Genomic DNA, 22,885 nt, shown 5'->3' with positions numbered 1-22,885 from the left:
CTCCTCCCCTGCCCGTACAGTAGCGTGAGCCCCGCCATGAAGCAGTTCCCCGACTCGCCGCACGCCCCCGCGGAGACGCGTGCCTGGCCCCCCATCTCCGTCGTCATGCCGGTCCTCAACGAGGAGCGGCATCTCCGCGAGGCCGTCGACCAGGTCCTCGCCCAGAGCTACCCCGGTGAGATCGAGGTCGTCCTCGCCGTGGGTCCGTCTCGAGACCGCACCCAGGAGGTCGCCGAGGCCATCGCGGCGGCCGATCCACGGGTGACCGTCGTGCCCAACCCCACGGGCCGCACTCCCAACGCGCTCAACGCCGCCATCGCCGCGTCACGCAACGGCATCATCGCCAGGGTCGACGGGCACGCCATGCTGCCCTCCGACTACCTGCGCGTGGCGGTCGAGACGCTGGCGGAGACCGGCGCCGACAACGTCGGCGGCGTGATGGCGGCCGAGGGCGTCACGCCGTTCGAGCAGGCCGTGGCCTGCGCCATGACCTCCAAGATCGGCGTGGGCGCCGCCGCCTTCCACGTGGGCGGCACGGCCGGCCCGGCCGACACCGTCTACCTCGGCGTGTTCCGGCGCTCGGCGCTCGACCGGGTGGGCGGCTACGACGAGCACTTCCAGCGCGCCCAGGACTGGGAGATGAACCACCGCATCCGCCAGAGCGGCGGCCTGGTGTGGTTCCAGCCGCGCATGCGGGTCTCCTACCGGCCGCGGCCCGACGTCAAGGCGCTGGCCCGGCAGTATTTCCACTACGGCCGCTGGCGGCGCGTGGTCGCGCGCACCCACGAGGGCACGATCAACCTGCGCTATCTCGCGCCGCCCGCCGCGGTGCTGGCCATGCTGCTCGCGCTGGCCGCCTCGCCGTTCTTCCCGCTGGCGCTCATCGTCCCCGGGGGCTACGCGCTCGCCATCGTGGCCGGCTCGGCGCTGACGGGCAGCGGGCTGCCGGCCGCCGCGAAGCTGCGCCTGCCGATCGTGTACGCCACCATGCACTGCTCCTGGGGCTGGGGTTTCCTCACCAGCCCCAGAAAGCTGGCCAGGCCGCCGCGGTGACGGCCGCTCAGCCCGCGAGCACCCGCTCGATGGCGGCGTTGAAGCGCGCCAGCGCGTCGGGATATTCCGGCCCGAGCAGATAGCTCCTGAGCTTGATCCTGGCCCGGGCCAGCGTGTCCTTCCCGTTGAGGAAGTCCGCCAGCCCGGCCAGGTCCTGGCCGAGCAGCTCGCCCGCCTCGGTGCTCGGGTAACGCTCGTGGAAGGCCTGCTCCGGCAGGCCCGCCACGTTCGTCACCGCGTACGGCTTCTCGCTGGCCAGGAAGTCGGCCACGACGCTGGAGATGTCGGTGACGAGCATGTCGCACTCGTTGAAACAGTCATAGAGATGCGGCTCGGCGCCGGTGACGATCAGGTGCCTGATCGCCGGCGCCTCGCCGGCCGCCGCCGACGGGTGCCTGGCCTTCGACGTGGCCAGCTCGGCCTCCTCGATCATGGCGACGATCTTCCGGTGCGCCCGGACGGCGCTCTTGTCGCGGTGGCCGGTCAGCGGGTGCGGCTTGTAGATCACGCGCAGGCGCGGGCGGTGGTCGAGCAGCGCCCGCACGATGCGCGGGCCCATGCTGATCAGCGACGTGTGCAGCAGGTCGTCGCTCCAGCCCTCCCAGGTGGGGGCGTACAGCACGGTCCGGTACGGCAGCCCGGGCCCCTCCGCCGCGATGCCCTCGAGCTGCGGCCTGCCGACCTCGTGGATGTTCTCGTCCCTGACCCCGACCCTGGCGCGCCGGTAACGGTCGCGGCCGGCCGGCCCGGCCACCCACACCTCGTCGTAGACCCGGGAGAACGGGTTGAACGACGCCTCCTTGTCGCTGTCGCCGTGGTTGAGGAACACGCTGCGCAGGGTCGGGATGCGCAGCATGTGGACGTTGCGGCCGGCGTTGGAGACGTACAGGCACAGCTTGGCGCCGGCCAGGGCGCGGAAGCTCATCAGGTCGGCCGACGACGGGAAGCACAACATCGGCAGGGTGGTCGGCTCCAGATGCGCGGCCATGCCCCGCTCGCGGAGCACGACGATGGCGCGCCTGTCGATGCGTTCGAGCACGGGCAGCCACATCCGGGCCTGGTAGGCGGCCGCGGGGGCGCCGGAGAAGTACAGGATGACCTCGGGCCGGTACCTCTCGACCTGCTTGCTGACAACCTCCATGACCCTCGCCCCGTCGGTGAGCGGGGCGGCGCGCCGTACGTACGGGATGAGCGCCAGCGTGCCGGCGGCGCCGAGCGCGACGGCCAGGCCCGCGCCCAGGGCCGCCATCCTGGCGTCGAACGCCGCGCCGAGCACCGGCAGCGCGTCGAGATAGAGGAAGCGCACGCTGCGGTCGTCACGCAGGAAGCGGGGCGGCAACTTGGGGATGCGCAGCGCGGAGACGTCGAGGTTGCGGGTCGTCACCGGCATCCGGCTGAGCATCTGCTTGAGCCGCAGGGCCAGCCCCGCGTGCCCGGCCCGTACGACGTGGATCGCGAACACGCCGGCCGCCATCCCCAGGAACCACGGCGAGTCGGGCCCGGCCGTCCGCGCCACCAGCAGCAGCGCCATGGTCTCCCTGGCCGCGAAGCGCAGCGTGAGTCCGAGGTGCACCTTGCACAGCAGGTCGGGCAGCGGCCTGGCGGCCCGCGGGGCCACCCGCTCCACCAGGTAGGAGGCCGCGGCGACGGCCCCGAACAGCACCGGCGCCGGCCACAGGGCCGACGCCAGCAGGACGGGGTAGCAGCCGAGCAGTGCCGCGATCACGATGAGTCTCCTCATGTGATCGCACGGTAACAAGCTTCAGGTCAAGCGCCGTCCACGCCTGCCTCTATGACTTGCCCTGATAGGTCGGAGATGAGGATGTCCAGCGAGGTCTGCGCGATGAGGTGCGGAGACGTGCCGGTATTGACGCAGTTGACCCGGATGCCGTCGGTGGCCCATTCGCGGGCGAGAGCCCGGGTGAGCCCGGCCACCGCGGCCCGTGAAGCCGCGTCCAGCGCCCCGGAACCGGGCGGGCTGTGCAGCAGCAGGCTGCCGCGCAGGTGCGGGCGGGCGGCGCGGGCCACGTTGAGCGCTCCCAGATGGTTGACGCCGACCGCGTCGGCGACGCTCCCGGCGGTGGCCTCGGCGAGCCCGCCCGCGTGGCCGGCGACCGCGGCGTTCACCACGTGGTCGACGTCTCCCACGCCGTCGAGGGCCTTGGCCACCGCATCGGCGTCGTCGACGCGCACCCCGTCGGCCTCGGAGAAGGCGTGCACCCGGGCGCCGCGGGCGGCGGCCAGCTCCGCGATCTCCGCGGAGCCGAAGACCACCACGCCCCGCCCGTCGAGCCCTCCCGGATCGCCCGCCGGCACCCTGGCGGCGAGCTGGAAGAGCCGCTCGGCGATGTGCAGGTCGGCCGGATGGGTGACCTTGATGTTGTGCTCGCTGCCCGGCACCAGATGGATCGGGACGCCGGGCAGGTAGCGCAGCACCACGCCGCAGTCGTCGGTGGCGGGCCGCTCGCCGAAGCCGGGATCGGCCATCGCCCGCTCGTACGCCTCGCGGATCAGGGAGAGCCGGAAGCACTGAGGCGTCTGGCTGCGCCGCAGCCGCGACCGGTCGAGCACGTCGCCGATCACCTCGCCGCCGGGCGCCGGCTCGGCCACCAGGACCGTGTCGGAGCTCGGGATCGCCACATTGACGGCGGGATGCTCGCGCAGCGCCCTGACGCACTCGGCGATGATCCGCGGCTCCACGAGCGGGCGCACGGCGTCGTGCAGCAGCACGTTGCACTCCTGCGCGCCCAGCGCCCGCAGCGCTCGCCACGTGCTCTCGGTGCGGCTCGCGCCGCCGTCGACGACCTGGCTGACCTTGCCGTAGCCGCCCCGCGCCACGATCTCGCGCACGCGGTCGGCGTGTCCCGGCGTCATCAGCACCACGATCTCGTCGATCTCGGGGGCGCGCTCGAACGCCGCCAGCGAGTGCTCGATGATCGTCCGCCCGGCGACCTCGACGAGCTGTTTGGGCGTGTCGTGCCCGAACCGCTGCCCCACGCCGCCCGCGAGGAGCACCCCAACCGACCGCAGCCGTGACGTCATACCGCGAGCCTAACGGTCCTGTTCCGTGATATCGCGTTGACCTGTCGCTACGCTGTGGCTACGCACCCACGTGTCCACGCACTCCCGACCCGACCGGGAGGAGACCTGTGCCTTGCCCGACTCAATGACGCGAGGTGGCACGACCACGGTCGTGGTCCTCGCCACGACCCCGGCATGCGGGCTCACCTGCGCCGACGGCACGCTGCTCGACCGGCTCAGTGACCAGCTCGCCACGCTGCCGGTGCGCGAGGTGCAGGTGGTCACCCCCAGCGGCGGCCTCGGCGCCGACCTGCGGGGGGTGGCCAAGATCGCCCGCACCGCCGCCGGCGCCGTCGCCGTGCTGCCCGCCGATCTCGTGGTCCACACCGAGGCGCTGGCGTTGCTGCTCGAACACCCGGCCCGCGACACCGGCGCGCTGGTCTGCCGCGAGACGGCCGCGGCGCCGCTCCGGCCGCCCGTACGCGTCGAAGGCGGCAAGGTCGTCGCCGCGGGCAGCTCGTTCCACCTGGTCCCCGAGGCGAACGCCACGTTCAGGGGCCTGCTCCAGGCGGCCGAGGCCGACCTCGGCGTGCTGGCCGACATCGCGGAGGAGCTGGCCGAGCTGGCCGACACCGGCCGCCTCGGCCCCGTCACCCCGGTAGAGGCCGTCGACCTGCTGCTCGTCGGGCTGGTCAGATCGGGCGTGGCCGTGCGCGCGGCGACGCTCGGGCCGCTGCACGCCGACCGGGTGACCGGCCAGATCTCCGCGGACAACGCCCTGGCCAAGCTGGCCGAGGTCGACGAGGCCAAGGTCAAGGTCGAGACCGCCGTCAAACACGACGACGGCTTCTTCGCCACCTACTTCGTCTCCACCTGGACCCGCCACCTGATCAAGCCGGCCGCCACGCTCAAGCTGACGCCCAACACCGTCACCGGCGTCTCCGTCGGCCTGGCGCTGCTGTCGGCCGTCTGGTTCTCCGCCGGCACCCCGGGCGCGCGGCTGGCCGGGGCGGGGCTGCTCTACCTGTCGTTCGCGCTCGACTGCCTCGACGGGCAGCTCGCCCGCTACACCCGCACCTTCTCCCCGCTCGGCGCGTGGGCCGACGGCATGGCCGACCGGCTCAAGGAATACGTGGTCTACATCGGCCTGGCCGCCGGGTTCGGCGGGTCCGGCATCTGGTATCTCGCCGTCGCCGCGATGATCCTCCAGATCGTCCGGCACGCCGTCGACTACGCGTACGCGGGGGCCGTGGCCGACGCCGCCCGCGTCGGCGCTCTCTGGGGCCGGCCCGCCCGCTCCCTGCTGGAGTCGGAGGACGCCCGCCGCGCCAGGGGAGTGCTCGGCCTCGCCCAGCGGCTCGAACGCGACACCGCGGCGCGCTGGCTCAAGAAGATCATCGTGCTGCCCATCGGCGAGCGCACCGCCCTGATCGCCATCACCGCCGCCGGCTGGAACGCCAGGGTCACGTTCCTGTCGCTGCTGTGCTGGGGCGGCGTGGCGGCCCTCTACCAGCTCTGCGGACGGATCGCGAGGTCGGCACGGTGACATCGGTTCACATGGCACCCGTCCCCAGCAGCACGGTCGTGGCCTACCGCGACGACGGGCCGCTCTCGCGCGCCATGGGCATGCTCGTGGCCGGGCAGCTCCCGCCGCTTCCGCCGGTGATCGCGGGCACGTTCGTCACCGGGGTGCTGCTGGTGCTCGGCGTGGCCGGGTCCGACGGGCTCGTCGTGTTCGCGCCCGCCGTGACGCTGCTGCTGGCCGGGCCGGGCAGCAGCCACGCGCACGACGGCCGGCTCGACTGGCTCGTGCCGCCCATCCTGCGGGTCATCGAGTACAGCTTCATCGCGGCGTGCGGGTTCGCCCACGGGGTGCACCCCGTGCTGATCATGCTGCTGCTCGGCGCGCTGGCCTTCCACCACTACGATCTGGTCCACCGGCTGCGCCAGCGCGTCTACGCGCCGGCCTGGCTGTCCACGTTCGGGCTCGGCTGGGACGGGCGGATGATGGCGGTCTCGCTGGTCGCCCTCACGGGCTGGCTGACCGGCGGCTATGTGCTGTTCGCGCTCTACCTGTGGGCGTTGTTCGGCTGGGAGAGCCTCACATGCTGGCTGGCCGCCCCCCAGGCGGGGGCGGAAGCGGCCGAAACGGGAACACAAGACTGATGGCAGATTGCCCACCGTAGGCCGAAAGGGAACTAACCTTTGGGCCTACGGTGGCGCGTCCGACGACCCGCCCCATCCCTTGCGCGGGTCGCGTCCAGTGCCCCGCCGCACGTTACGACTGAGGAGTGCACGTTGCTGGGAATGGTTCTGGCCGCTGGGGCCGGACGACGCCTGCGGCCGTACACCGACACGCTGCCCAAGGCGCTCGTGCCGGTCGACGGCGAAACCACGATCATGGACATCTCGCTGCGCAACCTTGCCGAGGTGGACCTGCGGGAGGTCGTGGTCGTCGTCGGTTACGCGGCGCAGGCCGTCCACGACCGCAAGGAGGAGCTGGAGGACAGGCACGGCGTCAAGCTCACCCTCGTGCACAACGACAAGGCCGAGGAGTGGAACAACGCCTACTCCCTGTGGTGCGCGCGCGACTACTTCGCCCAGGGCGCGCTGCTGGTCAACGGCGACACCGTGCACCCGGTCTCGGTCGAGAAGACGCTGCTGTCGGCGCCGGAGACGAGCGACATCCTGCTGGCCGTCGACAACGTGAAAAAGCTCGCCGACGAGGAGATGAAGGTCACGCTCTCGCCGGAGGGCGCGCTGCGCCGCATCACCAAGCTGATGGACCCGGCCGAGGCCTACGGCGAGTACATCGGCGCCACCCTCATCCGGCCGGGCGCCGCCGAGCGGCTGGCCGACGCGCTCAAGGCGACGTTCGAGCGCGACCCGCAGCTCTACTACGAGGACGGTTATCAGGAGATGGTCGCGCGCGGCGAGCTCATCCACGCGGCGCCCATCGGCGAGGTCGACTGGGTCGAGGTGGACAACCACGACGACCTGGCCAAGGCCCGCACCATAGCCGTGCGCTACTGAGGGGGCGCGATGCCGCTTCTAGCGAGAATGCTGCCGACGCCGCTGACCATGCAGGTCAGGCGGGGCGCGGTGGCGGAGCTCGGCGCGCTGCTGGCCGACAGCCGCGTGGCCACCTCCGGCAGGGTCGCCGTGGCCGTCGGGCCGGGCCAGGGCGACCACATCGAAAGCCTGATAGCGCCGACCCTGGACGAGGCCGAGATCTTCCGGGTGGCCGACGGCACGGTCGACGCGGCCGTCTCGCTCGGCGCCGACCTGCGCAAGGGCGCCTACGAAGTCGTGGTCGGCGTCGGGGGCGGCAAGACGATCGACGCGACGAAATACGCCGCGTCGCTCGCCGGCATCCCGATGGTGGCCGTGGCCACCAACCTCGCCCACGACGGCATCTGCTCGCCCACCGCCTCCCTGGTCTACGACGGCGGCAAGGGCACGTTCGGGGTGCCGATGCCGCTGGCGATCCTCGTCGACCTCGACTTCGTGCACAACGCGCCGCAGCAGCTCGTCCGGGCGGGCGTGGGCGACGTGGTGAGCAACCTGTCGGCGATCGAGGACTGGCAGCTCGGCAACGTCGAGCGCGGCGAGCCGATCGACGGGCTGGCCTGCTCCATGGCCCGCACGGCCGCGGAGGCGCTGATCGGGCGGGCCGACTCCATCGAGTCCGACGCGTTCCTCACCGTGCTGGCCGAATCGCTGATCCTGTCGGGCATGTCGATGGTGATCGCCGGCTCGTCCCGGCCCGCGAGCGGTGGCGACCATGAGATCCTTCATGCCGTGGATCAGCTCTTCCCCGGCACCTCCAACCACGGCGAGCTCGCCGGCATCGGTGCCGCCTTCTGCTTCTTCCTCAGGGAGGACGACGCTCGCGTGACGCAGGTGACCGACTGCCTGCGCCGGCACGAGCTGCCGGTCGTCCCCTCCGACATCGGGCTGTCCAGCGAGCAGTTCGCCGAGGCCGTCGCGCTGGCGCCGGCCACCCGTCCCGGCCGCTACACGATCCTGGAGCACCTGCGCATGCAGGACTCCGAGATCCACGATCGGGTGGAGGACTATGTCCGGGCCTTCGGTCGCTGAGCTGCGGCGGGTCGCCCAGCCCGAGGGCCACCTCCAGCGCAGGAACGGCGAGCACTGGGCGGGCGTCCTCTACATGCGCAGGATGTCCATCTACGTCACGTGGCTGATGGCCAAGACGTCGGTCACGCCCAACCAGCTCACGTGGGTGATGACGCTGGCCGGCATCGTGGCCGGCGTCGTGCTGGCCCTGCCAGGGCTCTGGGCTGCCGTGTTCGCCGCGCTGCTCATCCAGGTCTACCTCCTGCTCGACTGCTCCGACGGCGAGCTGGCCCGCTGGACGGGGAAGACCTCGCTGGTCGGCGTCTACCTCGACCGCGTCGGCGCCTACTTCACCGAGGCGGCGCTGCTGGCCGGGCTGGGCTGGCGGGCCTCGGCCGTCCTGCCCGACTGGTACACCGTGCTGGGGGTGGCCGCCGCGCTGGGCGCGATCCTCATCAAGGCCGAGACCGACCTCGTGGAGGTGGCGCGGGCCAAGGGCGGGCTGGCGGCCGCGACCGAGGCGTCCGTGGGCCAGTTCAGCTCCGGGCTGCTGGGGCTGGGCAGGCGGGTGCTGTCGGCGACGAAGTTCCACCGCATCGTGCAGCCGGTGGAGCTGTCGCTGCTCGCGCTGGCGACCGCGGTGATCGATCTGGCGATCGGCGACCTCACCCCCACCAGAGTGTTGCTCGTCGCCTGTTTCGTCGCCGCCTGCCTACAGGTTGTCCTGCATTTGGTCAGCATCCTGGCATCGAGGCGACTTGCGTGATCTCATTTCGGAACCGGAAGGGCCCCTCGTCCGTCGTATTGATCGGACGTCCGCCGTTCGGTGGGGGTTCACTGACGGTTCCGATACGCTTAGCTCCACCCATATCCCTAATGATGCAGACCAGCAGACTCGGTGATCATGAAAGAATGCTCCGCCCGTGCTCTCAACGCGTCAGGACGATGATTCGTTGAAGATCTCGTGCGTCATCCTCACCATGGGCAACCGGGTCGCGGAGCTGAACCGGGCGGTCGAGTCCGCGCTCAACCAGGTCGACGGCGACGTCGAGGTGGTGATCGTAGGCAATGGCGCCGACGTGCCCGAGGTGTCGGCGACGCCACCCGAGGGGTCGTCCGCGGTCGTGAAAGCGATCCGGCTCGACCAGAACACCGGCATCCCCGCAGGCCGAAACCGCGGCGTGGAGGAGTGCTCGGGCGACGTCGTGCTGTTCCTCGACGACGACGGCTGGTACGCCAGCCAGAAGGTGGTCGCCCACGTGCGCGACCGCTTCGCCACCGAGCCCGACCTCGCGGTGATCTCCTTCCGGGTGATGGACCCCGACGGCGGCATCGGGCAGCGGCGTCACGTCCCCCGCCTGCGCGCGGGCGATCCGCAGCGCTCCTCGCCCGTCACGACGTTCCTCGGCGGCGCCTCGGCCATCAGGCGCTCGGCCTTCCTGCAGGTGGGCGGCCTGCCCGAGCGGTTCTTCTACGCGCACGAGGAGACCGACCTGGCCTGGCGGCTGCTCGGCGAGGGCTACCGCATCGAATACGACGCCGAGACGGTGATGTACCACCCGCAGGTGCCGCCGACGCGGCACACCGAGTTCTACCGGCTCAACGCCCGCAACCGGGTCTGGCTGGCCCGGCGCAACCTGCCGTGGCCGCTGGCGTTCCTCTACCTCACCAACTGGGTCGTCCTCACCATCGTGCGCGAGCGCGGCTCGGGCGGGGCGCTCAAAGCGTGGTTCGCCGGCTTCTTCGAGGGCCTGCGCACCCCCGCGGGCGAGCGCCGCCCCATGGCCTGGCGCACGGCCTGGCGCATGGTCAAGCTGGGCCGCCCGCCGATCGTCTGAGCTCAGGCCTCCTCGGCCGCGCCGAAGACCATCTCGGCGCGCGAGACGTGCACGCTGAACAATGCCCGCTTCGGCAGCCCCAGCTCGCTCAGCTCCTTGGCGATGGGATGGTTGCCCAGGCGGATCAGCGCCCCGGCGGGGCGGGCCGTGGCGCCGCGCGCCCGCACCGACCAGGGCACGCGCCGCGTCACGCCCTCCCGGTGCGTGTACGCGTCCAGCGGCGCCATGACGGTGGCGCCCGGCACCGGCACGCCCGGCCTGACCAGCATGTCGAGCACGAGCCGGTCGTCCTTGCGCAGCACACACCGCTTGTACGGCGATCCGAGCCGCAACTCGATGTCGGCCAGCTCCTTCGGGAACCCCCACAACGTCCGCCCGGCTTCCAGCGTGAACTGCTGGTCGACGGGCAACCAGTGCACGAACACCCCGGCCTTCGGCAGGTCCGCCGGTCTCATGGGCCCCGACACGCCCGGAGGGCGCACCAGGAACGCCATGCCGAACTCGTGGTAGGCGTCGAGATCGCCGTCGCGGTAGTCGACGAACAGCAGCACGCAGACGGCCTTGCCGGGCAGGAACTCGGCGACGTCGAGCCCGGAGTACGCGATGACCGCCCTGGCGGCGTCGGCGCGCACCGGATAGAAGGCGCCGCAGATCTCCGCGTCCCGCACCCGCACCGGCATGCCGACCGTCCGGCCCTGGATCAGATGCGATGCCATGGTTCCCAGTACATCAACCGGCAAGCCGTGTGACCATTCCCGCCCCGGTGCCGTCTGAGTTTCCCACCGGCACGGGGGAGTCATCAGTGGCCGACGTCGCCTTCGACCTGACCACCCCTGGATCGGACCGGGTCCGGGCCCCTAGACCGCCAGCGCGTGCGCCGGCAGGCCGGCCCACGACTCCGCGCGGCGCACGAAGTCCTGCGCGTGGTCCGGCCAGTGGTGGCGCAGGCGCGCCTCGGCGTGGCCCAGCGCGCCCAGCTTGAGCCGGCGTGCCGGGTCCTCCTTGAGGTCCAGGACGGCGTTCAGGACGGCGTCCACGTCGAGGGGCACCACGAGGCCGCAGCCGGCCCTCTCGACCGGTGAGGCGGCCTGCGGGGTGGTGATCACGGGCAGCCCGCGGCCCATGTAGTCCATGATCTTGGTGGGTGCCGTCCGCACCGTGTCGCCGGCCAGCGACAGGCCCGCCAGCGCGCCCTCGGCCATGCGCAGCGCGTGCCGGTTGGGCACGTACCCGTACCAGTCGAGCAGGCCGACACGCTGCGCGTCGCGCAGCAGCGGCCGCACGTCGCGGGCCGCCGCGCCGATCAGGTCCAGCCTGACCCCGTGCGGGACCAGCCGCTCGGCCAGCCCGATCAGCTCCGTCACGCCGCGCTCGGCCGACAGGCGGCCGATGTGCACGACCCTGGTGTCGCCGGGTGGAGGTGGTCCGGCCGACACCAGGGTCGCCTCCGGGACCACCGCGGGCGTGATCACCCGGTGCCGGCGTCCCGCCCGGGCGAGCTGCGCCGGGGTCACTTGTTCGCGTACGTCCCAGACGACAGGAGGGCGCCGGTGGGGCAGCGTGCGCAGCAGCCGATGGTCGTGGACGAGCAGAAGGTCCGCGTCCTTCACGCCGCGCCTGAGCGCCGCGCGGGCCCGTCCAGACGACGCGTGGTACGCCACGTCGACGGCCCTGAGCCCCAGGGCCGGCGTCACGTTGAAGTAGGTGAACGGCGCGACGTAGGTCACCTCGTGGCCCGCGTCGAGCAGCGCCCGGATCTGCCGGTGCATGATCCGGGCGTCCTCGGGATGGTGGACGGTCGTGGCGACACATGCGCGCATGTGTCGATGCTCGGCGCTGACCAGGTCAATGGCGTTAATGCGGGCCGAACGGCTGCTTAACTTCGGGATGGGCGCCGGTAGAGCCAGGTCAGGCGAGGCTCAAGCACCCACTTGAAGACCGTGCGGGTCTCCGGCAGGCACAACACGATCGCCAGCGCGAAGGAGCTGAAGCTGATCGCCAGCACGCCGAGCGGCCCGTGCAGCCACGGGAGCTCGAGCCAGCCCTGGTCCTTAGCGATCAGCACGGGGATGCCGTGCAGCAGGTAGCAGTAGAGCGTGCGGGTGCCGAGGTCGGTGTACCAGGTCTCCTTCCTGGGCACCAGCGCCAGCACGGCGAAGCACATGGCCATGGCGCACACCAGCAGGCCGATGCGCAGCCCGAGCCCCATGTACCAGGACAGGTCGAGGTCCTGGAAGCTGTTCTTGTAGTAGAAGGGGCCGAGCGGGGCGTTGGGCGCGATGTAGATGGCCACCGCCGCCGCACCGAGGACCGTGACCGCCGAGACGATCTTGATCCAGCGCCGGTTGAGCAGCTCGAAGTGTTCGGGCTGTATCACGAGGCCGATGACGAAGAACGGCATGAGGCCGAAGAAGCGGTCCATGCTGAAGTCGCCCGAGATCTGCGAGAACCCGGCGAACAGGTAGATCGCGATCGCCACGGGGACGGGATATTTCATCCGCTTCCACACCGGCGTGGAGAGGCGCCAGAACAGCAGCGCCAGGAGATACCAGTTGAGCCACGCCGGGTCGATGATCGTCAGGCTCCACTTCTCGCCCAGCGCGAAGCGGAGGGCGGCGTAGCCGACCTCGACGATCACGTAGGGGACGAGGAACGTGTCGACCAGCTTGTTGGTCTTCGCGTTGGAGTTCCAGAAATTTCTGGAGAGGTAGCCGCTGATCAGCACGAACAGCGGCATGTGGAACGTGTAGATGAAGATGTACAGCGACCTGGAGGAGTCTGCCGAGAGGGTCGGAACCAGGGAGTGGCCCAGCGGCACGAGCGCGATCAGGACGAACTTGACGTTGTCGAGGAACGGGTCGCGCTTGCGCTTGGGCGGCTGCTCGCCCTGCTTGGGCTGCGGTTGCGGTTGCGGCTGCGCCTGGGGCTGCGCGGCGGGCGTCGTGATCACGGGACGATCGGCCCGCACCGCCGGCTGCGGCGCGGTGCGCTCGCCGGGCGGCACGCCGTGCGGGTCGGTGGCCTCGCTCCAGAAGGTCTCCTCCGGCAGCGGCCATCGGGCTCCCGTGTCGGCGGGCCCGCCCTCGCCGTCGGGGCTCCGCGGGGTCGTGACCTGTCGGGACCATCTGGTGTCAGACACTGGGGAGTCGCTCAGCTTCGCTCGGGGGCCGGGGAACACGACGGCAGCACGACCCGGACGACCTTACGGCCCCGTGTCGCGCTGCGTCGCCGACCCGCAACACACTATCCCGCTCTCAAGGGTGCTGTCCCTCGCGCGGGAGATATGACCCGATTACACAGCGAACTTGGAGTGTCAGACACACACGTTCTTCTGCTCGGATGCGGTGATGGTGCTTTCCTTGACGCTGTCGGGAAGCTTATTGACCTTGACCGAGTCGAAGTCCTCGCCGATGACGAACTGGATCACCGGGGTGCCCTTGAGCTTGGCCGCGCCGGTGCTGGTCGTCGCGGACGTGTACGGCTGCGCCCCGGTCGCCTTGACCTTGCCCGACGCCGGTGAGGGTTTGGGCAGGACGGCCTTGGCCAGCACGTCGGCGTAGTCGGGCGCCGTCTCGATCGACTTGGCGTAGTGGACCTCGCTCTTGGCCAGGCTGGCGCCGCCCGGGGCCTCGTAGTTGCCCACCTCGACCACCTTGAAGCCCTGTTCGGCCAGCTGGTCGGCGACCTCGCCGGCCTTGCCGGTGGTCTTGGTGCCGTTGAGCACCTGGACCCGCACCTGCTCCGGCTTGGGCGTGACCTTGGGCTTGGAGCTGGCGCTGGCGCTGGCGGACGGCGACGGCTCGGTGACCTCGGTGTCCGTCTTGATCGCGGTGAACAGCTTGTCGGCGTCGGGCTGCCTCCAGATCACGCGGGCCTCGGGGTTGTCCGGGTCGGGCAGCACCGGGACCGTGGTGAGCTCGACCCCCTTCGCCGTCAGCTGCTTCGTGCTCATGGCGATGGAGATGAGCTTCTCGGTGTCGTTGGCGAGCGCGGGGTCCATGGTGACCGAGCCGGCGGCGGCCGAGATGAAGTCTCTGAGCTTGCCGACGTCGGTCATGAGCTCGCTGCTGGTGGCCTTGGCGATGACCTTGCTCAGGAAGATCTGCTGCCGCTTGATGCGCTGGAGGTCGCTGCCGTTGCCGTATTTGCGCAGGCGCACGTAGCCCAGGGCCTTCTCGCCGTTGAGCAGGCTCTTGCCGGGCGGCAGCACCAGCTTGGAATATTTGTCGTTGACGCCGGACTTCAGGCAGATCTCGATGCCGCCCAGGGCGTCGACGATGTTCTTGAAGCCGCTGAAGTCGACCTCGACGAAGTGGTTGACGCGGATGCCGGTGAGGGTCTCGAGCGTGGAGATCGTGCACGCGACGCCGCCCGAGTTGTACGCCGAGTTGATCATGTCGCGGCGCGGGGGCATCTCCTGCTTGGTGGTCTCGTTCTTGCACTTAGGGATCTGCACCATCGAGTCGCGCGGGAAGCTGATCAGCCGGGCCTGGTCGCGGTCGGGGGAGATGTGCAGCAGGATGATCGTGTCGGTGCGCTTGCCGCCGCCGTCGGCCTGCCTGGCCGCCTTCTGGCCGTATTTCGCGTTGCCCTCGCCCGCGCGGGTGTCGGAGCCCACGAGCAGCACGTTGAGCGCGCCGGTGTCGACGGGCCGCGGGTTGATGATGTCGTCGTTGATGCTCTTCTGCTTGATGTTGCCGAAGGCGTCGCGGTAGACGACGTAGCCGGTCAGCGCGCCCGCGACCATGAGCGAGGTGACGCCGATGCTGACCCAGGCCAGCACCCGCATCTTGCCGCCCTGGCCACCGCCGCCGCGGTGGCCGCGGGGTGGTCCGTCGTCGTCGGGAGGCATGGGAGGAGGCGGTGCGGAGCCCGCCGCTCTGCGGGCCATCCTGCTGCCGGGCTGGGAGTGAGCGCCTCGATGGTCGTGCGGAAAATCGGCTACCGGCGCGCCCCTGTAGTCGCTCATACGCCCCCTAGCCTCACTTCTTGCGCCTGACGCGCCGGCTTGGTCGCTCCGGGCAACGAGAGTAGGACACGTGCGGCGTGCCCGTGGCCATGATCGTGGGGAACGGTCGTGGCCCGGGTGTGACGTTTTCGCGGCAAAGCATACTCAGAGCCGGACATTGGGTGGAATATCATCGCCAAACTCTTTTCACCCTCCGGGTACTCGTCGCAGCAAATCAGAGCTGAGGCTGAGGGCCGCCGCCAGACAGGCCAGAGGTACGGCCGGCAGCACGTAGCGATAGTCGAACTCGGCGGCCGCGGCCGGTGTGACCAGCAGCACGACGGCCGCCGACCAGGGCACCAGCCAGGCCGGAGCTCCCGCGCGAGGCCGGCCCTGCCGCCTGCGCCGGAGCCCGGCGACGGCCACCACCGGCGGCACCAGCAGCACCCCCAGGAGCACCGGGCCGGGCAGCCGCGCTGCGCTCTGGTAGGCCCGCAGCCATCCGGCGTAAGGCTCGACGATCTCCGTGCCGATCGCACCCTGCTCGTAGAGCTTGGCATATTCGGCGCCGACCTGCGCGGGATAACGGCCAGGCGGGCCCGGCTCCGTGACCGGGAACTCGTAGTAGCCGTAAATCTCGGCGTCAGGATAGACCGGGCGGCCCCAGGCGAACGTGCGGCCCAGCTCACCCAGCACGGAGGCGGCGTAGTCGAGCGGCTGGGTGGTGATCGCCAGCGCCGCGAACCTGGCCGCGAGCTCGTCGTTCTCCTTGGTGAACGTGATCCCCGGCCGCAGGACCAGGGGGGAGTCCTTGGCCCAGATGTACTCCTGGGAGGGCGGCCGCCGCTCCGGCGGGCGCGGGTCGCACAGGACCTTCAGATCGGGCGGCGGGTCCATCCTGGCGCAGTCGGCGAACGACATCGTGCGAGCGTAGAGGAAGGCGCCGTTCGCGCCCACCAGGCCGACCCGCTGGTAGGTGGCGTAGAACCAGGCGCCGTACGCGACGAGCGGCACCAGGGCGGCAGCGAGCAGCACCCCGGCCGGCCGGATGCGCCCGCGCAGCACGAACCAGCCGGCCAGCACGACGATCAGCGGCTGGCCGACCGTCCTGGTGAGCACGGCGGCGGCCAGCAGGAGCCCGATGGCGGCGACGGTGGCGGGCCGCCGCGTCATGCCGAGCGAGACGCCGGCCACGACCAGGAACGTGAAGAGCGTGTCGGCGACCAGCAGGTGCTCGAGCTCGATCTGGTACGCGTCCAGCAGCACGGGAACGGCGGCCAGCGTGGCCGCCCACCGGGGCGCCCGGTGGGCGCGGTGACCGATACGGCGGGCCGCCACGTAGACGAGCACGCCGGTGGCCAGCCCGAGCAGGTGCTGCACGGCCGTGACCGCGGCGAAGGAGTGCAGCGGCTCGAGAAGCTTGAGGAACATCGAGTAGCCCGCCGGCCGCACCAGGTCGGGGCGCGGGTGGAAGACGGTGACGACGTAGGTGTAGGTGTCGGGGAACCACAGGGCGGGCCGGTAACCCGCCATGGCCAGGGCGCGCAATGCCGTGCCGAGGCCGAGCACGGCCAGGAACCATCCGTGCCGTCGTACCAGGCGCTGGGCCAGGCGGCGGGTGTCGCGCGGGAGACGCCGCCTGCCCTGGCGGGCCGGCGCGGGCGCCTCCGCACGAGCCTCCGACATCACCCGTACGTCCTCCCGAATCTCCGGCACGCCGCAGAGGTGCGCGGTCCGCCACCCCCGGGCGGTCTGCCACCGTACGGTACCGGCGATCGCGCGGAGCCCGTGCCATGTCCGTCGGCCGGGCGGCGGCGCGCCACACCCCTGCCATGGGCCTGCCCGGTGCTCGCGGTTGGATACGCTCGCTCACCGATGGGACACGATCGACCGGGCCGGGTGCTCGCCGCGCTCTCGGTGCTGCCCGCGCTCGCCGTGGCGGGGTGGCTGCTGGCCGGGCTGCCGCTGCTGCTGCTCGGCCACTTCGCGCCGCTGCCCGCCGCGCTGCTCGGGCTGCCCGCCGCCGCGCTGCTGTGCCGGGCGGGCACGCGGCGGCTCGGCAAGCTGGTCGAGGCCACATCCTGGCAGGTCGCGGGGGTCGTGGCGGTGGCCGTGGCGTCGGGCGTGTTCAACACGGTGCTGCACAGCGAACAGGTCGCCGTCAGGCGCGATCCGGCGACCTACGCGCTCTACGCTGCCTGGATCGCGGACCACGGCTCGCTGCCCATCCCCAGGCAGGCCGAGGCGTTCGGCGGGTTCGACCCCTGGCTGATCTTCGCCGGCGTCGGGTTCTTCGACGTGCCCGGCGGGGTGGTGCCGCAGTTCATGCCGGGGGCGCCGCTGCTGTTCGCGGTGGGCAACTGGTTCGGCGCGCCGTTCGCCATGCCCGCCGTGCTGGGCGCGCTGGCCGTGCTCACGCTGGCCGGGGTGGTGGCGCGGCTGGCCGGCGCGCGGTGGGCGGTGGTCGCGGCGGTGGCGCTCGCGGTGAGCCTGCCGATCCTCTACACCTCGCGCACCACGTTCAGCGAGATCCCGTCGCTGATCCTGCTGTTCGGCGGCCTGTCGCTGGTCTGCGACGCGCTCGCCAGGCCGGGGTGGTGGCGCGGGGTGCTGGCGGGGCTGGTGTTCGGGCTTGCCGTGCTGGTCAGGATCGACGGGCTGCGCGACGTGCTGCCGGTGCTGGCGTTCGCGGGGCTGCTGGTCGCGATGCGGCGTTCGGCCAGGAACAAGGGCGCTCTGGGCCCGGGGCTGCTGGCCGGTCTGGTCGCGGGCGGCGGGCTGGGGATGCTCGGCGGATACGTGCTGGCCCGACCATATCTGGGCTATCTGGCGGGCTCGATCCGGCCGCTGCTGCTCATCTGCGCCGGCGTGCTCGTGCTCACCGCCGCCGGCACGGCCGCCGCGCCGTTCCTGGCGCGGTTGCGGCCGCCGGGGTGGTTGCCGATGGCGGGGGCCGGGCTGACCGTGCTCCTCATGGCCGGCCTCTACGCGCGGCCGTGGGTGCAGACGGTCACCCGGGTGCCCACGCATGCGGGTGACCAGCGCACGTTCACCATGATCGAGGCGATCCAGCGGGCCAACGGCATGGACCCCGACGGCAGCCGGCTCTACTTCGAATACTCGCTGCACTGGGCGGTCTGGTACGTCGGCCTGCCCGCGGTCGTGCTGGCCACGGTCGCCGCGGCCCTGCTCGTCCGCCGGCTGCTGCGCGACGGCACGCCGTTCGAGTGGCTGCTGCCGCTCGCGGTGGTCGGCTGGACGACCGTCACCACGCTGCTGCGGCCCGAGATCACCCCTGACCATCCGTGGGCGGCCCGCCGCCTGGTCCCCGTCGTCATCCCGGGGCTCATCCTGCTCGCCACGTACGCGCTGGCCTGGCTGCGCGACCGGGCGGGCCGGCGCGGCACACGCCTCCGGCGCTGGGGCACGGCGCTGGCGGTCGTGCTGGTGCTCGTGCCCCCGGCCGTGACCTCGATCGGCACGGCGTTCACGCCGATCGAGCGGGGCGAGGCGGCGGCGGTCCAGGCGATGTGCGGCCAGCTCCCGGAGAACGCGTCGGTGCTGTTCGTGGAGCGGGTCACCGGTGACCGGTTCATGCAGGCGGTGCGGGGCACGTGCGGGCGTCCCGCGGCCGCGGTCAAGCGCGTGCTCACCGACGTCGCCCCGGAGGACCAGGTCCGCCGTCTGATCGAGCGGGTGCGGGGCACGGGGCGCGTGCCGGTCGTGCTGGCCGCCGACGAGGACCAGGTCGCGCCGTACGGGCGGGCGACGCAGATCCTGGCGCTGGTCGCGCGCCAGGACGAGCGCTCGCTGATCGAGGCCCCGAACGGCACCTGGACCCTGCGGATGAACGTCTGGATGGCCGTGTCCGAATAAGATGATCTTGTAGGGTAGACTCGGTGCTCCCCTGGGCAGAGTAACCTCGATCCCCGTGAGCACGCTTGACGCCTCCAAGAGTGGACCTGCCGTGGAAGAAGCGCCATACGTCACGATCGTCCTTCCCTGCTACAACGAGCAGGATCACGTCATCGACGAGGTGGAGCGCATCACCAAGGCGATGGACTCGAGCGGCTACTCCTACGAACTCGTGGCCGTCGACGACTGCTCCAGTGACGAGACGCTGGCCAGGCTGAAAGAGGCCGCGCCCGGCTACCCCCACCTGCGCATCCGCGCCTTCCACCGCAACGGCGGCGCCGGCACCGTGCGGCGCATCGGCACGCAGGAGGCCAAGGGCGAGATCGTCGTGTGGACCGACGCCGACATGACCTACCCCAACGAGCGCATCCCCGAGCTGGTGCAGATCCTGGAGAAGGATCCCACGATCGACATGGTGGTCGGCGCGCGCACCAGCGAGGAGGGCTCGCACAAGCTGCTGCGGGTCCCCGCCAAGTGGGTGATCCGCAAGGTGGCGGAGAAGCTTGCCGGGCAGAAGATCCCCGACCTCAACTCCGGGCTGCGGGCCTTCCGCAGGCCGGTGGCCAAGCCCTACCTGCGGCTGCTGCCTCCCGGATTCTCCTGCGTCACGACGATCACGTTGTCGTTCCTGTCCAACCAGCACGACGTCTACTACCTGCCGATCGGCTACGCCAAGCGGGCCGGCAAGTCGAAGTTCAGCTTCGTCTCCGACGCCTACCGTTACATCCTGCAGGTGCTGCGGATGATCATGTACTTCAACCCGCTCAAGGTGCTGATGCCGCCCGCGTTGTGGCTGGTGGGCATCGGGCTCGTGAAGGGCATCTGGGACATGATCGAGAAGCCGTTCTACTTCCCGGCCAACACCGTCATGATCTTCCTGTCCGGGTTGCTGATCGGGTCGGTGGCGCTGCTCGCGGACCTGATCGTGCGCTCGCGCGGGGACTGACCGGTGCGCATCGCGATCGTCGGCCCGACCTATCCGTACAAAGGGGGCGGGGCCCAGCACACCACCGAGCTGGCACACCGGCTCGCGGCGCTGGGGCACGACGTGGTGATCGAGTCGTGGCGAGCCCAATATCCGTCTTTCCTCTATCCCGGCCGGCAGACGATCTCCGCGCCCGAGGGCAGCCCCTATCCGAAGACCGCGCGCCGGCTCGACTGGCGGCGGCCCGACGGATGGGTCGCGGCGGGGCGGCGGCTGCGCTCGGCGGACCTGGTCGTGCTGGCGGTGCTGAGCCCGGTGCAGGTCCCGGCCTACCTGGGGATCCTGCTCGGCCTGGGGCGGAAGGCCAAGGCCGTCGCCCTCTGCCACAACGTGCTGCCGCACGAGCGCAAACCCTACGACCAGCCGCTGATGCGGGCGCTGCTCAAGCGGGTCGACGCCGTGCTGACCCACTCCGAGCAGCAGGCCGCGCTGGCCAGAGGGCTGACCGGCAGGCCGGTGAGCGTGGCCGGGCTGCCGCCGCACCTGCCCTCGACCACCGCCGCGAGGTCCACCGCCGTGCACCGCCGGCTGCTCTTCTTCGGCATCGTCCGGCCGTACAAAGGGCTCGACCTGCTGCTGCGGGCGCTGCCCGACGGCGTCGCGCTGACGGTGGCGGGCGAGTTCTGGGGCGGGCTCGACGAGACCAGGGCGCTGGTCGCCGAGCTGGGCCTCGGCGACCGCGTCGAGCTGCGGCCCGGCTACGTGGCGGCCGAGGACGTGCCGGCGTTGTTCGCCGCCTCCGACGCGCTCGTGCTGCCCTACCGCACGGCGACCGCCAGCCAGAACGTTTGGCTCGGCCACGAGCACGGCGTGCCCGTGATCGCCACCCGCGTCGGGGCGCTCGCCGACCACGTCACCGACGGCGTCGACGGGCTCCTGGTCGAGCCGGGCGACGCCGGCGCGCTCCGCGAGGCGATCGAGCGGTTCTACGCCTCCGGCGAGCCCGAGAGGTTGCGGTCGGGGGTCAAGGCGGTCGATCCCGAGCCGTTCTGGTCCGCGTACACCGGGGCGCTGCTCGGCGCCTGACGGCCCAGCAGCCACGACACCCCCGCGGCCGTCGCGTCGGCCAGGGTGAACGCCAGCCGCGACACGATCGCCACCGCGAGCGCGGCGGGGGTGCCGACGATCGGCCCGAGCACCAGCACCAGTGCGCCCTCCCTGATGCCGACCCCCGCGGGCACGACGACGGTGAGGATGCCGGTCGCCCACGCGAACGCGTAGGCGCCGGTGGCCACGATGTAGAGGTCGGCGGTGCCGGCCAGCAGCCAGATGTGCACGCCGTACACGAGCCAGCCGAGCGCCGTCCACGCCACCGCGACGACGACCGTGCGGCCGGGCAGCACGCTCTCCAGCGGTTCCTTGCGCGCGACCCGCAGCGCGAGGTTGAGACCCCAGGTGAGCACCTTGGGGTGCAGGCAGACGATGATCACCGGCACGATCAGCAAGAGATACCAGGCCTGCCGCACCGCCTCCTGCGAGCCCAGCGTGGCGGCGGCGATCGAGATCGCGACTCCGATGTTGATCACCAGACCCAGCGAGATCGTCGCGAACGTGCGCCGCGGCGGGCTGCCGTGGTCACGGCCGAGGTCCATCATCGCGGCGTACGCCCACACCGCGCCCGGAATGTATTTCCCGAGCTGGCCCACGAACATGATCCGCCCGGCCACCCGCAGCGGCACCCGCGTGCCGAGCCCCGCCAGGATCTCGCGCCAGGCCACGAGCATGAAGAACTGGCCGAGCAGCACCGCGGCGAACGCCCCCAGCACCGCCCACGGCGACATGGCGGCCACGGCGGCGGTGGTCTCCTCCCAGTTCCCGGCCAGGCCGTAACCCAGGAAACCGAGCGCGACCAGGGCGAGGACGACGCGCAGCAGGCGGCGGAGCATTGGGCCAGGCTACGCGTTCCTTCCCCAGACGAGCCAGACCATCGCCGCGAGCACGACCAGCGCGGCGAGCACGGCCAGCGTGATCTTGACCGCGCTGTACGGCCGGTCGCCCTGGACCTCCCCGTTCACCCCGTTGATCAGCACCTGGTACGTCTTGCCGCCGAACAGGTAGTTGCCGATCCACACCGGCAGCAGCACCAGCTTGAACGTGACGTTCGAGTAGGAGGTGTTCACCGAGTGCACGCGCTGCGCGTCGCCGCCGATGTCCCGGCGGCAGTCGCCCACGATGACCTCGTGCATGACGGCCTTGGCCAGTTCCATGCCGGCCCGCGGCTCGGTGTCGTACCGGAGGCTGTGGTGCCCCGTCACGTAGCCGGGCTGGAACGCGACCGCCCGCTCCAGCGGCCAGGGCTGCATAGCGTTGAGCCGATCCGGGGGGAGCCGACTCGTGGCGGGGACCAGCACGTCGTCGAAGCCGCGCGCGACCCGGCCGGCGGCCGGATACCAGCGGGTCTTGCGGACCCGCCGGGTCTTGCGCTGCCCGTTGGACGTGTAGGACTCGGTCACCCAGTAGTGCTTGCCGCGCTGTCCGGTGTAGTCGGAGACCGTGGCCGCGTCGAACGTCCAGTGCGGCAGGTACGTGCTCTTCATGGTCTCCGCCTCGCTGACCTTCTTGAGGCGGTTGGGGGCGAACCAGCGGGTCCGCACCCATCCGCGCAGCGAGTTCCTGGCGGCGCCGCGGTCGAGTGCGAACGGCAGCACGGCCTCGGGGGCGATCTGGGAGTCGTTCGCCGTGTCGGCCACCAGGGCGGTGCCGCAGAACTGGCAGGCCCTGGACAGGGCGTCGCTCTCCGTGCGGGCGCCGCAGCCGGGGCAGGTGAACTGGTGCCTGGCCAGGGTGTGGACGCGGGGCTTGGCGAGGAACGCGTCGAAGGAGTGCTCGCGGACCCGCCGTGCGGGCGGGGCGATCTGCTGTTCGAGCCCGCAGTAGGGGCAGCGCAGGACGGTCGTCCCGGGCGCGAAGGCCACGCTCGCGCCGCAGCCGGCGCACGGCTGGGCGGGGGTCTGGGTGGGGGAGCTCACGGGAGGTCCTCTCGGGGCCCGAGGCCAGGCGGCAGGGGGAACGGCAGGGGCGAACGGCAGGGGCGAACGGCAGGGG

General features: G+C 71.4%; 19 protein-coding genes. 10 read left to right on the top strand and 9 right to left on the bottom strand.

Annotated features, from left to right (window positions below):
* The first annotated feature begins 36 nt into the window (after positions 1 to 36).
* On the top strand, positions 37 to 1,053 hold the full coding sequence (locus E1292_RS31080) for a glycosyltransferase family 2 protein (protein WP_132599368.1): 1,017 nt from the start codon (positions 37 to 39) through the stop codon (positions 1,051 to 1,053).
* 7 nt (positions 1,054 to 1,060) lie between these two features.
* Here the strand turns inward: E1292_RS31080 and E1292_RS31075 are convergent, their stop codons facing one another.
* On the bottom strand, positions 1,061 to 2,794 hold the full coding sequence (locus E1292_RS31075) for a CDP-glycerol glycerophosphotransferase family protein (RefSeq protein WP_246090453.1): 1,734 nt from the start codon (positions 2,792 to 2,794) through the stop codon (positions 1,061 to 1,063).
* Between the two features lie 26 nt (positions 2,795 to 2,820).
* Positions 2,821 to 4,095 carry a 2-C-methyl-D-erythritol 4-phosphate cytidylyltransferase gene (ispD, locus tag E1292_RS31070; RefSeq protein WP_132599342.1) on the bottom strand — a complete coding sequence of 425 codons (1,275 nt, stop codon included), beginning with the start codon at positions 4,093 to 4,095 and terminating at the stop codon, positions 2,821 to 2,823.
* 112 nt (positions 4,096 to 4,207) lie between these two features.
* On the opposite strand from ispD, the gene E1292_RS31065 reads away from it, so the two are divergent.
* From E1292_RS31065 to E1292_RS31040, 6 genes are all read left to right on the top strand, one after another.
* Complete coding sequence (locus E1292_RS31065) at positions 4,208 to 5,620, top strand: CDP-alcohol phosphatidyltransferase family protein (protein ID WP_281284070.1); 1,413 nt, start codon at positions 4,208 to 4,210, stop codon at positions 5,618 to 5,620.
* A gap of 11 nt (positions 5,621 to 5,631) precedes the next feature.
* Positions 5,632 to 6,240, top strand: coding sequence for a DUF5941 domain-containing protein (locus E1292_RS55105; protein ID WP_281284069.1), 609 nt, complete (start codon positions 5,632 to 5,634; stop codon positions 6,238 to 6,240).
* Between the two features lie 132 nt (positions 6,241 to 6,372).
* Positions 6,373 to 7,107, top strand: coding sequence for a phosphocholine cytidylyltransferase family protein (locus E1292_RS31055; RefSeq protein WP_132599338.1), 735 nt, complete (start codon positions 6,373 to 6,375; stop codon positions 7,105 to 7,107).
* 27 nt (positions 7,108 to 7,134) lie between these two features.
* Positions 7,135 to 8,175, top strand: a complete 1,041-nt coding sequence (locus E1292_RS31050; protein WP_165974826.1) for an iron-containing alcohol dehydrogenase family protein — start codon at positions 7,135 to 7,137, stop codon at positions 8,173 to 8,175.
* Positions 8,153 to 8,920, top strand: coding sequence for a CDP-alcohol phosphatidyltransferase family protein (locus E1292_RS31045; protein ID WP_132599334.1), 768 nt, complete (start codon positions 8,153 to 8,155; stop codon positions 8,918 to 8,920). Before E1292_RS31050 ends, E1292_RS31045 begins: the two co-directional genes overlap by 23 nt.
* Before the next feature lie 187 nt (positions 8,921 to 9,107).
* The gene (locus E1292_RS31040) at positions 9,108 to 9,992 is read left to right on the top strand and encodes a glycosyltransferase family 2 protein (protein ID WP_132599332.1); all 885 of its coding nucleotides are present in this window, start codon (positions 9,108 to 9,110) and stop codon (positions 9,990 to 9,992) included.
* A 2-nt stretch (positions 9,993 to 9,994) separates the two neighbouring features.
* On the opposite strand, the gene E1292_RS31035 is transcribed toward E1292_RS31040, so the two are convergent.
* The 5 genes from E1292_RS31035 to E1292_RS31015 all read right to left on the bottom strand — a co-directional run bounded on the left by E1292_RS31035 (position 9,995) and on the right by E1292_RS31015 (position 16,656).
* Positions 9,995 to 10,708 carry an acetoacetate decarboxylase family protein gene (locus E1292_RS31035; RefSeq protein WP_132599330.1) on the bottom strand — a complete coding sequence of 238 codons (714 nt, stop codon included), beginning with the start codon at positions 10,706 to 10,708 and terminating at the stop codon, positions 9,995 to 9,997.
* Between the two features lie 141 nt (positions 10,709 to 10,849).
* The gene (locus E1292_RS31030; RefSeq protein WP_132599328.1) at positions 10,850 to 11,812 is read right to left on the bottom strand and encodes a glycosyltransferase; all 963 of its coding nucleotides are present in this window, start codon (positions 11,810 to 11,812) and stop codon (positions 10,850 to 10,852) included.
* Positions 11,813 to 11,868: 56 nt separating this feature from the next.
* On the bottom strand, positions 11,869 to 13,131 hold the full coding sequence (locus E1292_RS31025) for an acyltransferase family protein (RefSeq protein ID WP_132599326.1): 1,263 nt from the start codon (positions 13,129 to 13,131) through the stop codon (positions 11,869 to 11,871).
* 174 nt (positions 13,132 to 13,305) lie between these two features.
* Entirely contained in the window at positions 13,306 to 14,844 is a 1,539-nt protein-coding gene (locus tag E1292_RS31020; protein ID WP_246090452.1) for an LCP family protein, read from the bottom strand.
* A gap of 303 nt (positions 14,845 to 15,147) precedes the next feature.
* Complete coding sequence (locus tag E1292_RS31015; RefSeq protein ID WP_246090451.1) at positions 15,148 to 16,656, bottom strand: hypothetical protein; 1,509 nt, start codon at positions 16,654 to 16,656, stop codon at positions 15,148 to 15,150.
* A 159-nt stretch (positions 16,657 to 16,815) separates the two neighbouring features.
* Here E1292_RS31015 and E1292_RS31010 point away from each other — a divergent pair, with 159 nt between their 5' ends.
* The 3 genes from E1292_RS31010 to E1292_RS31000 are packed head-to-tail and all read left to right on the top strand — an operon-like array spanning position 16,816 to position 20,866.
* Entirely contained in the window at positions 16,816 to 18,816 is a 2,001-nt protein-coding gene (locus E1292_RS31010) for a glycosyltransferase family 39 protein (protein ID WP_132599322.1), read from the top strand.
* A 55-nt stretch (positions 18,817 to 18,871) separates the two neighbouring features.
* Positions 18,872 to 19,801: a glycosyltransferase family 2 protein gene (locus tag E1292_RS31005; protein ID WP_246090450.1), complete on the top strand. Its 930-nt coding sequence runs from the start codon at positions 18,872 to 18,874 to the stop codon at positions 19,799 to 19,801.
* 3 nt (positions 19,802 to 19,804) lie between these two features.
* Positions 19,805 to 20,866, top strand: a complete 1,062-nt coding sequence (locus tag E1292_RS31000) for a glycosyltransferase family 4 protein (protein ID WP_132599320.1) — start codon at positions 19,805 to 19,807, stop codon at positions 20,864 to 20,866.
* Here E1292_RS31000 and E1292_RS30995 read toward each other — a convergent pair.
* Together E1292_RS30995 and E1292_RS30990 are read right to left on the bottom strand one after the other, a co-directional pair.
* Positions 20,767 to 21,726, bottom strand: coding sequence for a lysylphosphatidylglycerol synthase transmembrane domain-containing protein (locus E1292_RS30995; RefSeq protein ID WP_132599318.1), 960 nt, complete (start codon positions 21,724 to 21,726; stop codon positions 20,767 to 20,769). The genes E1292_RS31000 and E1292_RS30995 overlap by 100 nt on opposite strands.
* Positions 21,727 to 21,735: 9 nt before the next feature.
* Positions 21,736 to 22,809: a TFIIB-type zinc ribbon-containing protein gene (locus tag E1292_RS30990; RefSeq protein ID WP_132599316.1), complete on the bottom strand. Its 1,074-nt coding sequence runs from the start codon at positions 22,807 to 22,809 to the stop codon at positions 21,736 to 21,738.
* Between the last annotated feature and the right edge of the window lie 76 nt (positions 22,810 to 22,885).

Origin of the sequence: Nonomuraea deserti (genome assembly GCF_004348685.1) — a bacterium.
GTDB classification, from domain to species: Bacteria; Actinomycetota; Actinomycetes; order Streptosporangiales; family Streptosporangiaceae; genus Nonomuraea; species Nonomuraea deserti.
Note: the sequence above shows the minus strand (reverse complement) of the source record. Positions and strands in the feature narration are given on the sequence as shown.